The organism is Microvirga flavescens, from assembly GCF_003290125.1.
Classification (GTDB): domain Bacteria; phylum Pseudomonadota; class Alphaproteobacteria; order Rhizobiales; family Beijerinckiaceae; genus Microvirga; species Microvirga flavescens.
Window position 1 is genome coordinate 120,704 of the sequence record NZ_QMKH01000004.1, and the last position, 13,274, is coordinate 133,977.

Consider the following 13,274-nt stretch of genomic DNA (forward strand, 5'->3'; position numbering starts at 1 on the left):
GGACGCCTTGTTTGTGCGCCGTAGAGCATGGTTGATGATTGAGCGCTGGTGCATCGCTCTTGCGGGAGCGATCCTCCGCAACGTAAAGTTCGTGACGGAGGCAACGCGAAGGGATATCCGGTGGCTGACGAGGTTGGATCGGGAGTGCCCGCGCCGATGCGCAAAACACGGATGGGCGAGGCGAATGCGGAACGTATCCTCGATGCCGCCCTCGATGTGTTTGCCGCTTATGGCTACCGCGGCGCCCGCATCGACCAGATTGCCGCTGCCGCCGGCTTGTCGAAACCGAACCTGCTTTACTATTTCCGCACGAAGGAAGAGCTCTACACCGCTGTCCTGCGTCGAACGCTCGACATGTGGCTGGAGCCTCTCCGCGAACTCGACGCGACGAGCGATCCGCGAACGGCTCTTGAAGCGTACATCGCGCGCAAGCTCGAATACTCCCACAGCCAACCGACGGCCTCGCGGCTGTTCGCGATGGAAATTTTGCAGGGCGCTCCGCATCTGAGCCCTGCCCTGTCGGGAACGCTTCTCGATCTCGTGGAGGTCAAATGCCGGATCATCGAAGGATGGATCCGCGCCGGGCAGTTGCGGCCCGTTGACCCCAAGCACCTCATTTTCGCGATCTGGGCGACGACACAGCACTATGCCGATTTCGGAGCCCAGATCCGCACGCTGACGGGCAAGGGGATCGAGGAGGGCGATTTCTATGCCTCCACCCTGGCGGCGCTGTCGCGCATCCTTCTCGACGGCGTGTTGCCGCCTGAAGGCGCATCGCAAGAGCTTTGAGATCGTCATACCGCTCTTCTCATCCGCGTGAGAGTGAAAATGAAAACGGCGCCGGGGATGGGCCCGACGCCGATGCAGCTTATTCCGCAGGTTCAACCGGCTGGAGACGTTTCGCCGATTGCGGGTTGTTGGGGTGCTGGGTCCAGTTGAGATAGGACCCGTCGACCAGACGACCGGTCCTCAGGTCGACCTCGTTCACCAACGGCTCCATCGTGATGCAGTTCTCGATGGGGCAGACGCTGGCGCAGAGATTGCACCCGACGCATTCCTCGTCGATGACCTCGAAGTGACGGACGCCGTTGACGAGGTGGGTGATGGCCTGGTGCGAGGTGTCTTCGCAGGCGACATGGCAGCGGCCGCACTTGATGCACAGATCCTGGTCGATCTTCGCTTTCACCGCGTAGTTGAGGTTGAGATACTGCCAGTCGGTGACGTTCGGCACCGCCGCACCGACGAAGTCCGAAACCTTCGCGTAGCCGCGCTCGTCCATGAAGGCTTCAAGTCCCGTAATCATTTCCTGGACGATCTTGAAGCCGTAGACCATCGCCGCCGTGCAGACCTGCACCGTGCCGGAGCCGAGCGCAATGAACTCCGCCGCGTCCCGCCATGTCTCGATGCCGCCGATGCCGGAGATCGGCAGGCCACGCGTTGCAGGCGAGCGGGCAATTTCCGCCACCATGTTGAGGGCGATGGGCTTCACCGCCGGGCCGCACATGCCGCCGTGAGTGGCCTTCCCATCCGTATGCGGGCTTGGAATCATGCGCTCGAGATCGACGCCGACAATCGAGTTGATGGTGTTGATGAGGGAAACCGCATCCGCGCCACCCCGTTTCGCGGCTTCCGCAGGCTTGCGGATGTCGGAAATGTTGGGGGTCAACTTCACGATGACCGGCATGCGCGAATGGATCTTGCACCAGCGCGTCACCATCTCGACATACTCGGGCACCTGCCCGACCGCCGCACCCATGCCGCGCTCCGACATGCCGTGCGGGCAGCCGAAATTGAGTTCGATCCCGTCCGCTCCCGTTGCCTCGACACGCGGGAGAATCCGCTTCCACGCCTCTTCCTCACAAGGAACCATGAGGGACACGACGATGGCCCGGTCCGGCCAGCGGCGCTTCATCTCGGTGATCTCCTGAAGGTTCACTTCAAGAGGCCGATCGGTGATGAGCTCGATATTGTTGAAAGCGGAGATCCGCCGGTCGGGGCCGTGCACCACCCCGTAGCGCGGGCCCGAGACGTTGACGACAGGCGGCCCCTCCTCGCCGAGGGTTTTCCAGACGACACCGCCCCACCCCGCGCGAAAAGCGCGCTCGATGTTGTAGGCCTTGTCGGTCGGTGGCGCAGAGGCGAGCCAGAAGGGGTTCGGCGATTTGATGCCGCAGAAATTGACGCTGAGATCGGCCATCGTGACTTCCCCTTATTCCGCCGCCATCGGCACGAGGCCTTGGAGGGTGCTGTTGATGGACAAGGCAGCCTGCTTGCCGTCTTCGACCGCGACCACCGTAAGATCGCGCCCGGCGGCCACGCAGTCGCCGCCAGCCCAAACGCCCGAGAGTGAAGTCCGACGTTCGTCGTCCACGGCGATGCGCCCCGCTTCGAGATCGAGCATGTCGCTCGACCCTTCGAGAACCTGCGGTACGAAGAGCTGGCCGATGGCCTTGAACAGCTGATCCGCCGGCAAGTCGAAAGTCTCGCCGGTATCGACAAGCCGCCCGTCTTTCTCTGCGGTCGTCGCGAAGGTGACGGAGCGCAAAGCGCCACTTTCCCCCTTCACGGCGAGCGGACGCGCCCAGTGGCGAACCACGACGCCTTCGGTCAGAGCAAGTTCCTGCTCGTAACGGCTTGCGCCCATCTGCTCAGCGCCACGGCGATAGACGATGGTCACCTCTTCGGCGCCGAGTTTCTTGGCCTGCACGGCGGCATCGACAGCGGTCATGCCGCCACCGACCACGACGACACGACGACCGATGGGCAGAGTGGAGAGGTTTTTCGACTGGCGCAAATCTTCGATGAAGGACACGGCATCCTCGATACCGCTTAATCCCGCATCGTCGATGCCGAGGGCATTCACAGCCTGCAGGCCGAGGCCGAGGAAAACCGCATCGAAGTCCCGGCGCAGATCGGCCAGCGTGAAATCGCGTCCGAGCGCTTGGCCGCAACGCAACTCGATGCCGCCGACGCCGAGAATCCAGTCCACTTCCTTTTGCGCGAAGTCATTCGTGGACTTGTAGGACGCGATGCCGTGCTCATTGAGCCCGCCCGGCTTCTGACGGGCTTCGAAAACAACTACCTCGTGGCCCAATGTCGCGAGTTTGTGGGCGCAGGAAAGGCCGGCAGGGCCGGCGCCGACCACGGCGACACGCTTTCCTGTCGGCGCTCCATGCTTGTAGAGCTGTCGTCCCGACGCCATGACGGCATCGGTCGCGTGGCGCTGCAACTGCCCGATAATCACGGGCTCGCCTTCCGCCTCGTTGCGGACGCAGGCCTGCTCGCAAAGGGTTTCGGTGGGGCATACGCGAGCGCACATGCCGCCAAGGATGTTGGAGTCGAGGATCGTCTTGCCGGCTCCGCGCGCATTCCCCGTCGCGATCTGCTTGATGAACAGCGGGATGTCGATGCTCGTCGGGCAGGCCGTGACGCAGGGAGCGTCGTAACAGAACAGGCAGCGCTCTGCCGCCACCCGCGCCTCATGCGGATCGAGGGGCGCATGAAGATCGCAAAACGCCTCCGCGTACTCGCCTGATGCGAGCCGCCCGGAACGAATATCCGGTGCTGAAGTCATGAGTCCTCCTGCCCGCTCAAGGCGGGTCGTTCAGGCCTATCGAACCGTTCTCCTCGGCCCGCCTCTCAAGGGGCAGGCTCATGATTTGACCATACGATCAAAACTTATGAAGACTGTCAAACGCAAGTATTCGGAGCGAGACACGTCGGTCATCGGACTTCGACGGTCAGCGAGTGCAGCCGCTCCCCTCCGACGTCATGAGTGGAACGGCCCGTTGCCTCGAAGGCGTTGATGTTGGCGATGGCCGTTTCGGCGAGGCGGCCTTAGAACCGCATGCTCAACCCCACCACAGGCCCGTGCTGCAGCGTGTCGAATTCATAGCGCCTGCGGCCCTCGCCCTGTTCGTAGTCCACGTAAAGAGCGCGATAGCCGATGATGCCTGAGAACGTGATTCCGTTGTAGCTGCCGAAATCGAAGCCGTACCCACCGAGGGCTTGCCAGGAGAACTTGCTGCCGGCACCGAACCCGCCGATGTCACCCTGGAGAAAAAGGTTCTGGCCCGGGGCCAAGTCGTAGCGCAGCCTCGCGCCGATGATCGGATCGACCCAGTCCACGGAGCCCGACCGGGCAATGGCGCGATAGCCGACGAGGTCCAGATCGACAATGTCGAGGGAGCTTGCGAGATTGAAGGAAAGATCGGCCTTCTGATGCCAGTATCGCCCGCCGGCAAGAAGATCGACCCCCAACGCCCCGGAGCGCAGAACTTCGTATGTCACGCCGAATTCGAAGATCGCCATATCGATGTTGATATCGGAGCTTGTGCCGAGCGTGCCCGTCACGCCGGGTGCCAGGGAGCGGGTCCGCAGACTGCTTTCACCGGCTCCAATGTTGCTCCAGACGAGATTCCCATAAATCGCCAATGGCCCACGGCGGGCTTCGAAGTCACCCATGAGAGCGACAAGCGTGTCGCTCTTCTCGACGATGTCGGCGAAGCTTGCATTGACCTTTACCGTGCGTCCGCGAACGGTCTGGCTCCCTGTCATGGCGGTGAGCCAGCCATAGGGAATGAAGCGGAAGGTCCATTCAAGCGGGGCGGAGGCAGGGGCCGCGCTGGGATCGACCGGCCGTCCGAGATCGGCGCCAAGCGCCGCTCCGCCCAGGCTGGCGGTAAGAAGGGTTGTCAGCGCGGCATAGGACAACCGATGGAACAGACAATTCATAACCGCCCCCTCCTCTATGCGCCCCTTCGAACGGGCACTGAAGGGAGATGGAAGCAAACGGTTACGCTTCAACCCTTCCGTATCAATGAAAACTTGTCATGACGCGCCTGAAGCGCAAAGCCGCCACAGCGAAATAAGCGACGCCAATAATCACGAGTGCGGCCATGTCCGGCCAGACAATCGGAACACCGGCCCCGCGATAGAGAACAGCCTGGGCAAAGCTCACGAAATGGGGTGACGGCGTGAGCTGCATTACGTTCTGGAGCCAGACAGGCATGCTTTCCATCGGCGTCGTGCTGCCGGACAGAAGGTTCATCACGACAAGAACCGGGATCGCCAGAAGCCCGAACTGGGCCATCGAGTTCGTATAAGTCGCCAAAAGAATTCCAAGGGCGGCAACGGAGAACTGGTAGATGATCGCACCCGCAATGAACAAGGGGATCGACCCGGCGATAGGGACGCCAAGAAGCCGCTCGACGATGACCAGAAGAGACAGGCTGGCCGCCGTGACGATGACAAGGCCGTTGGCCAAGATCTTGGAAAGCATGATCTCAAGCGGCGTCACGGGCATGACCAGGAGATGCTCGATCGTGCCGTGCTCCCGTTCCCGGATCAGGGCCGCGCCGCTCAGGATGATGGAGAGGATCGTGATGTTGTTGATGACCTGCATGACCGAGGTGAACCATTCGGACTTCAGGTTCGGATTGAACTTGGCATGCAGGACGACATTGATCGGCAGGGATGCCTCGAGCTGCCGTTGCTGCAGATAGGTCGCCACTTCCTGCAGGATGATGCTGTTCAGATAAACCGCGCCGTTCCCCGCCTGCGTCATTGCCGTGGCGTCGACATTGATCTGGATGGACGGGGTCCGCCCGGAAATCAGGTCCTGTTCGAAACGGGGTGGGATTTCGATGACGAAGACATACTGTCCCGCATTCATGGCCGGATCGATCTCGGAACTCGCGATCTCGACAGGCCGCTTGAAAAGCGGCTCGAGCAACGCGTCCTGAATCCGGCGGGACAAGCCCGACCTGTCCTCGTCCACGATGGCGACAGCAGCGTGATCCACCTCGAAACGCGCGCCGGTCGCAACGGCATAAATCGCGAACGTGAAGGTGTAGACGATGAGAACCAGGAGAACCGGGTCCGCCTTCAGGCTGCGCAGCTCCTTGATGCCAAGCCGAAAGATGTTCATCAGGTGATAGCGCATGTCAGGGCTCCTGCTTTCGCAGGGCTATCTGGGCGGCGGCCAGGAACACCACGCCAAAGATGAGGAGCACGACGAGATCGAGCCATAGATCCCTGAAGCCCAAACCCTTCGTGAAGGTGCCGATGCTGATCGGTTGATACCAGGCTGCCGGGAAGGCCAATCCGAGAAACCGCCCTGCCCCTGACAGCGACGACACCGGGACCAGCAGGCCGGAGAAGTTGACGGCGGGAATGATCGAGATGATTGCCGTCGCGAAAACAGCGGCGACTTGCGTGCTGGTGAACGACGAGACGAAAAGCCCGAAGCCGGTGGTCGCGATGACATAGAGCACCGTGCCGCAGGCGAGCACCATGAACGATCCTTTGACAGGGATCCCGAACACGACAAGCGCCACGAAGAGGAGCGTGACAAAGCTCACGAGCGCAATCGCCACATAAGGGAGCTGCTTGCCGAGCAGGAATTCGAGACGGCTCACCGGCGTCGAGCGGAAATTGGCGATCGAACCTGTTTCCTTCTCGCGGACGACGCCGATCGCCGCCATGATGGCGGGGATGAGAACCAGCATGAGCATGATGACGCCCGGGACGATGGCGTAGATGCTCTTGAAGGCCTGGTTGTATCGAAAGCGGGTTTCGACATTGATCGGCACAAGCGTTGCATCGCGACCCAACCGGGACCGCGCGGCCTCGGCGGCGGTCTCGGATATGAGGCCCGTGACATAGCCGCGCGCTGTCTCCGCCCGGAACGGCATGGCTCCGTCGAGCCAGACACCGACCTCCGGCCGCTTGTTCGAAACCAGATCCTTCCCGAACCCCGGCGGGATCTCGATGGCGAGCGTAATCTGCCCTGTCTTCAGGCGTTGATCCATCTCCGCGCTGGAAGATATTTCAGGTTTTTCAGAGAAGTAGCGAGAGCCGCGAAAGTTCTCCGTGAGCTGACGGCTCTCATAGGTCCGGTCCTGATCGAACACGGCATAGGAGAGATTTTCGACATCGAAGGATATGCCGTAGCCGAATGTCAGCAGCAGGATAAGCGGCCCGGCCAAGGCAAAGGCGAGGCGGATAGGATCTCGCAGGATCTCCATCGTCTCGCGCCGCGCATAGGCCCACAGGCGGCCGAATTGAAACAGGCGCGTTTGCGTTTGTGCCTTGCGCGTGTCGATGCCTTCATCGCTCCACTGCTCTTCGGCCTCTGCTTCCTGCGAAGCGCCGGAGGCCTCCTCCAGATAGGAGACGAACGCATCCTCCAGCGTTGCCGCGTGACGCTCTTTCGCGAGCACGAGCGGCTCCCCGACCGCGAGAACCTTGCCGGCGTGCATGAGAGAAATGCGGTCGCAGCGCTCGGCTTCGTTCATGAAGTGCGTGGACAGGAAGATCGTGACGCCGTCATTGCGCGAAAGGTTGATGAGGTATCGCCAGAAATTGTCCCGAGCTATCGGATCGACACCCGAGGTCGGCTCGTCGAGTATCAGGAGCTCCGGCGAGTGAATGACAGCGACGGCAAGCTGCAACCGCTGCCTGATGCCGAGAGGCAGGCTTTCCGGCCTTTCATCGGCGACGTCGGCAAGATCGAAGTTGGACAGCATTTCAGACACGCGCGCCTGAGTGCGATCCGCGGGAATGCGGTAGAGTTCGGCATGAAGCACGAGGTTCTGGCGGACCGTCAATTCCCCATAGAGGGAGAAGGATTGGGACATGTAGCCGACACGTCGCCGCGTGTTCATGTCATGGGCATCGAGCTTCTGCCCGAAGAGCTTCGCCTCCCCTTCCGTCGCCGGCTGAAGGCCGGTGAGCATCTTCATCGTTGTGGTCTTGCCGCAGCCGTTGGAGCCGAGAAAGCCGAAGATCTCGCCGCGCTGGATGCGAAAGCTCACATGATCGACCGCCGTGAATGTCCCGAACCGGCATGTCAGGCCCTCGGCCTCGATGGCCAGTGTCTCGTCATGGGTCGAGCGCGGACGGACGACGACCGGCTCGTGCCCTGCCCGGGACTCGGTGGGAAGGAGCTTTATGAAGGCGGCTTCGAGCGTGCTTTCGCCCGCTTGCTTCATGACATCCGCCGGGGAGCCGGTCGCGATCAGCCGGCCGTCGTAGAGGGCTGCGAGCCAATCGAAGCGCTCTGCCTCCTCCATGTAGGCCGTCGATACGAGAACGCTCATCCCGGGCCGCCGGGCGCGGATGCGTTCGATCAGCTTCCAGAACTGACGCCGCGACAATGGATCGACGCCTGTCGTCGGCTCGTCCAGCACCAGAAGGTCAGGGTCGTGGATCAATGCGCAGCAGAGAGATAGCTTCTGCTTCATTCCGCCGGAAAGCTTGCCCGCAGGACGATCCGGAAAAGGGTCGAGCCCTGTCGCCTTGAGAAGTTCCGCGATGCGCTCTCGGCGCTCGGCTTCGGGCTGTCCGAACAGCCGCCCGAAGAAATCCAGGTTCTCGAAAACGCTCAAGGTCGGATAGAGATTTTTGCCCAACCCTTGAGGCATGTAGGCGATGCGGGAGCACGTCTCACGACGATGCCGCGCATCGCGGATGTCGCCGCCGAGGGTGGTGATCTCGCCCTCTTGCAGTCGCCTGACGCCGGAGACAAGCGCGAGCAACGTCGACTTCCCGACGCCGTCAGGGCCGATGATCCCCGCCATGCAGCCGGCGGGGATCGACAGCGTCATGTCATCAAGGGCGGCGGTCTTGCCGTAACGATGCTGGACCGCGCGAACCTCGATGACGGGCGGCTGGCCTATTGGGGAAGTTTCGTCTGGAGCGTCGCTGGCCATGAGGTATTCCGGCTGGTGCGCATGTAGGCGATGCCTCGCAGGCCTGTTTTGACCTGGCTCTCATAGCGCCTGAGAAGATCTGGCGGGATCTTCAGCTTGACGCGGAACATGAGTTTATCGCGCTCATCCGCCGTTTCGACGGACTTTGGCGTGAACTGAGCCTCGGCCGCGACGAACGTCACCTTCGCCGGAACGATGTATTGCGGGATCGCATCGAGGATAAGACGCGCATCGTCGCCAAGAATGAGCCTTCCTGCGACCGATGCCGGAACGAAGACCGTCATGTACACGTCCGAAATGTCGAGCAAGGTCACGATACGCGTGCCTTGCGATACGACCTCTCCGGACTGAGCCAGCTTGTATTGTACCCGGCCCCGCCGGGGCGCTGTCAGGATGGTATCGTTGAGAAGCGACCTGAGCCGCACGAGATCGGCCCGGGCGACTTCGATCATGCTATTGGACTCATCGAGGGCGGCAACTGCCAGACGATAGCCCGCTTCTGCAGAAATCGACTCGTTGCGCCGCCTGTCGAGCACTTCGGTCGCGGCAAACCCTTTTTGATGCAAGGCCTCGGTGCGCTCGAGTTCCTGACGGGCGAGAGCGCGTGCGCTATCGCGCTGCGTGACGGCTTCCTCGGCCTGTACCTTGAGCTGTTGGGCGCGCCTGAGCTGGGCCTCCGCTCCCTGGACCTGCGCTTCGATCTCCCGTGAATCGATGCGCGCGACGACTTCGCCGGCGTCGACCATCTGGCCCTCTTCGACAAGGACCTCGTCTAAGCGCCCCGCGATCTTGGTCGCCACATCGACCTGTTCCGCCTCGAGGCGCCCGTTAGCCTTGGCGATGCCCTCGGGCAATTTCTCGCCTTGGAGTTTGCGAAGAAGCGCTTCAAATGCCTCCGGCGCGCTCGCCGCCTTGTTCGAGCCGCCGGAAATCCAGGTTACCGCGAGGCAGAGAGCGAGAGCGACACCGACGCTTCGAGCACGGCTCTTGGTCGCCATCCGATCCTCCTCATCTCTTTAAGGCGCGTCCCGTCTCGCGGGCCACGACATCAACGCTTCGGTAGCGCAGTGATTGCCGCACCACATTGACTTGGATCATGCCGCGGCGCAACATTCCTGCCGTAGAGTAACCCAAAGCGCGAACCGCGCAGAGGATTGGCCATGACCAGTGGGAAAAGGGCTCTACGATCCGAGACGGCTACAAATTTGCCGGCTCTACGAAAGCAACATGCAAGCACGCCCTTTGCTGTTCGCGCAGGGGTGACGGACGGAGATCTCAAAAAGAGACCCGAAGCCGATGCCTGGGCCAGGGACTTGGCCAACGCCCTCGATCGCACAACCCACGCAACGCTAGCGCGCACGACATTCGGATTATCGCCGGCCGCTTTGATAGGAGCTTATCTCGACTGGACTGCGCATCTAGCCTTCTCCCCCGGCAAGCAAATGGAGCTTGCTGTCAAAGCGTTTCGCAAGCTGGCCCGGCTCGGGGAGCAGACCTATCGCACAACTGTCTCAAACAAACCCTGCGATCCGTGCATCACGCCATTACCGCAGGACCGCCGCTTCGCCGCACCCGAGTGGAGCCGTTATCCCTATAATCTGATCTATCAGTCGTTCCTGCTCCAGCAACAATGGTGGCACAACGCCACGACCGGCGTCGATGGCGTGACCCAGCAACATGAGAACGTCGTTGAGTTCGCCTCCCGGCAGCTCCTCGATGTTGTATCGCCATCGAACTTCCTCCTCACCAATCCGGTCGCATTGCACCGTACCTTGGAGACAGGAGGCGGAAACCTTTTTGATGGGTTCAGAAACTTTCTGGAGGATTTGGAACGGACCGTTCGAAAAGAGCCGCCCGTCGGGACCGAGGCCTTTCAGGTGGGAGAAAACGTTGCGGTCACACCGGGGCGGGTTATCTACCGCAACCGCCTGATCGAGCTGATCCAATACGAACCCGCCAGTGGCAAGGTTCGGCCTGAGCCCGTTCTCATCGTGCCGGCCTGGATCATGAAGTACTACATTCTTGACCTTTCGCCGGGGAATTCCCTGGTCCGTCATCTGGTCGGCCAGGGCTTCACTGTTTTCATGATCTCCTGGAAGAACCCGACCGAGGAGGACCGGGACCTCGACATGGATGACTATCGGCGACTGGGCGTGCTCGCGGCGCTCGACGCAATCAATGCAATCGTTCCCGACGAAAAGGTCCACGCGACCGGATATTGCCTTGGCGGAACCCTCCTCGCCATCACAGCGGCTGCAATGGCGCGCGAGGGCGACGAGCGCCTGGCATCGATCACGCTTCTCGCCGCGCAGGTCGACTTCACCGAGGCGGGCGAGCTGGCTTTGTTCATCAATGAAAGCCAGGTCCACTTCCTCGAAGATCTCATGTGGCAGGAGGGCTATCTCGACTCCCGCCAGATGGCAGGCGCGTTCCAGCTTCTGCGGTCGAACGATCTCGTCTGGTCTTACATGGTCCGCAATTATCTGATGGGTGAGCGCGAGCCCATGAGCGATCTGATGGCCTGGAATGCGGACGGGACGCGAATGCCATACGCCATGCACTCCGAGTACCTGCGCCAGCTCTTTCTTCATAATGATCTGGCCGAGGGGCGCTTCAAGGTTGAAGGCAGGCCCGTGGCGCTGGGTGATATTCGTATTCCGATTTTTGCAGTCGGAACCGAGCGCGATCACGTCGCGCCCTGGCGGTCAGTCTTCAAGATTCATCTCATGACCGACACGGATGTGACTTTTCTCCTGACGAGCGGCGGCCACAATGCCGGCATCGTTTCAGAACCCGGCAGACCGGGCCGGCGCTATCAGGTGCTGACCAAGACCGAGCGGGACCGGCACCTCGATTCTGAGACCTGGCACGCTCTGGCCCCGCACTACGAGGGCTCATGGTGGCCGGAATGGGTGGGCTGGCTGTCCGAGCGTTCCGGCGATCCCGTCCCCCCTCCCCCAATGGGACTTCCTCCCGGCCTGCCCGTTCTGGCCGATGCGCCGGGCTGCTACGTCAAAGCGCCCTGAGGGGTAACCGTAGCAATTCCAAATAACACGTGCGAATTTGATGGAGATCAAAGCCTCGGCAGCATCATTCCGTTAGGTTAGACCCATTGTAAGCGGAGGTGTGTCACGATGAATGACGAAACTGCGCAATCGATGGGGCCGGTCATGAAAGCCTCTGCAACGGGCCGACGGCTCAATAGACGGCGCGCCGGATTGGAGTTCGAACCGGTTCCAGCGTTCAATCTCTTCAGGCAAGTGCGCGCAGTGGATGTCGTATGCGCTGTGCCGGAAGACAGACAGGTGCCCAGCTTCATCAGAGGGAGCGGCTGGTCTTTCGCCGGCAAAACAGGCACTGGCACAAGACGCATGCCGGGGTTCGACGTTGTCGCCGCCCGCGATGCGGCGGACCGTTTGGGATTCTACCTCTTCCAGACCTGGGGGAGCGTCGTCACACAGGATTCCTCCCGCAGCCGCTCAAGAACGGGTTAACGGGACAGGCCGCATTTCCCGGGATTACGGGGGATGTCGACGTGGAGTGTCACTATGGCGGCGGATCTGGCAGGGCCTCACCGTCGTCACGTTCTCCCTAAAACCCTTCTCGGACTTGTCGCCCGCGTTAGCCGGAGAGACCAGATCTGGCTGGTTCTTCTGTCGGTCCTCGTCTTTCTCGTCGGTGTCATGCCGCTGGAGCTGCAACGGCGCATCATCAACGATGCTTTTTCTGGTGGGCGTTACGGCCCGATAGCGGTGATGTGCGCCGCCTATCTCTGTTTTGCCCTTACAGAGGGGCTGCTGAAGCTTGTTCTGAATGTCTATCGCGGGCGCGTGGGCGAGCGGGCCGTGCGATGGCTGCGCACGACGATCCTTAGGCGCGGCTCGACGGAGCGCTCGGCGGAGCTGCGCGGGATCGAGATGTCGATGGTGCTGGCCGAAGCCGATCCTATAGGCGGGTTCATCGGCTCGAGCCTCTCCGAACCTGTTCTCCAAGGCGGAATCCTCGTCAGTACGCTTGTGTACCTAACCTATCTCCAGCCTCTCATGGCGATCATCTCGTTCGGTGTGCTGTGTCCGCAGATACTCTTCATCCCCGTCATGCAGGAGGCGATCAACAAAAGGGTCCAGGCTCGAATAGCCACACTCAGAGATGTGAGCGGCTCGATGATCACCAGCGAGAAAGCCGAAGCCTTGCAACACCGGAGGCTGAAGAGCGTGTTTTCACTCAACGTGAGCGTATACAGGCTCAAATTTTCCATGAATTTTTTCATGAACCTCCTGAACCACCTGGGAATTACGGCCATCCTGGCGCTCGGCGGTTATTTCGTCGTGAAGGGACAAACCGAAATCGGGACCGTCGTGGCGTTCGTCTCGGGGCTGGCCCGGATCAACGATCCGTGGGGGGATCTCGTGAACTGGTTCCGCGATCTCAAGATGACGCAGGTGAAGTACGAGCTTGTCTATGCCGCTCTGGAAAACGGCAAGCAGGAATTGCCGGAATGATGGCCGTCCGGCAATTCACTATGCGGCTCCGCGCCCTAAAATCACCTCTCCGCATGCC

10 protein-coding genes are annotated in these 13,274 nt (G+C 61.3%); 4 read left to right on the forward strand and 6 right to left on the reverse strand.

The features are described 5' to 3' along the window. Positions 1–156 precede the first annotated feature (156 nt). Positions 157–789 (forward strand): TetR family transcriptional regulator C-terminal domain-containing protein, encoded by a 633-nt coding sequence (locus DQW91_RS09830; protein ID WP_112663655.1) that lies wholly within the window; start codon positions 157–159, stop codon positions 787–789. A 79-nt stretch (positions 790–868) separates the two neighbouring features. Here the strand turns inward: DQW91_RS09830 and preA are convergent, their stop codons facing one another. From preA to DQW91_RS09860, 6 genes are all read right to left on the reverse strand, one after another. After that, on the reverse strand, positions 869–2,197 hold the full coding sequence (gene preA / locus DQW91_RS09835; protein WP_112663448.1) for an NAD-dependent dihydropyrimidine dehydrogenase subunit PreA: 1,329 nt from the start codon (positions 2,195–2,197) through the stop codon (positions 869–871). A gap of 12 nt (positions 2,198–2,209) precedes the next feature. Then, positions 2,210–3,574: an NAD(P)-dependent oxidoreductase gene (locus tag DQW91_RS09840; protein ID WP_112663449.1), complete on the reverse strand. Its 1,365-nt coding sequence runs from the start codon at positions 3,572–3,574 to the stop codon at positions 2,210–2,212. A 263-nt stretch (positions 3,575–3,837) separates the two neighbouring features. Further along, positions 3,838–4,734, reverse strand: coding sequence for a hypothetical protein (locus tag DQW91_RS09845; protein WP_112663450.1), 897 nt, complete (start codon positions 4,732–4,734; stop codon positions 3,838–3,840). Between the two features lie 82 nt (positions 4,735–4,816). Beyond that, on the reverse strand, positions 4,817–5,944 hold the full coding sequence (locus tag DQW91_RS09850; protein ID WP_112663451.1) for an ABC transporter permease: 1,128 nt from the start codon (positions 5,942–5,944) through the stop codon (positions 4,817–4,819). 1 nt (position 5,945) lies between these two features. Then, entirely contained in the window at positions 5,946–8,714 is a 2,769-nt protein-coding gene (rbbA, locus tag DQW91_RS09855; protein ID WP_112663452.1) for a ribosome-associated ATPase/putative transporter RbbA, read from the reverse strand. Beyond that, entirely contained in the window at positions 8,678–9,712 is a 1,035-nt protein-coding gene (locus DQW91_RS09860; protein WP_112663453.1) for an HlyD family secretion protein, read from the reverse strand. Before DQW91_RS09860 ends, rbbA begins: the two co-directional genes overlap by 37 nt. 162 nt (positions 9,713–9,874) lie before the next feature. On the opposite strand from DQW91_RS09860, the gene DQW91_RS09865 reads away from it, so the two are divergent. The 3 genes from DQW91_RS09865 to DQW91_RS09875 all read left to right on the forward strand — a co-directional run bounded on the left by DQW91_RS09865 (position 9,875) and on the right by DQW91_RS09875 (position 13,216). Then, the gene (locus DQW91_RS09865; protein ID WP_112663454.1) at positions 9,875–11,740 is read left to right on the forward strand and encodes a PHA/PHB synthase family protein; all 1,866 of its coding nucleotides are present in this window, start codon (positions 9,875–9,877) and stop codon (positions 11,738–11,740) included. A gap of 345 nt (positions 11,741–12,085) precedes the next feature. Then, positions 12,086–12,208, forward strand: coding sequence for a hypothetical protein (locus DQW91_RS17215; RefSeq protein ID WP_281024024.1), 123 nt, complete (start codon positions 12,086–12,088; stop codon positions 12,206–12,208). Positions 12,209–12,397: 189 nt separating this feature from the next. Beyond that, a complete protein-coding gene (locus DQW91_RS09875) occupies positions 12,398–13,216 on the forward strand; it encodes an ABC transporter ATP-binding protein (RefSeq protein ID WP_157961397.1) in 819 nt (272 codons plus the stop codon). Positions 13,217–13,274: the final 58 nt, after the last annotated feature.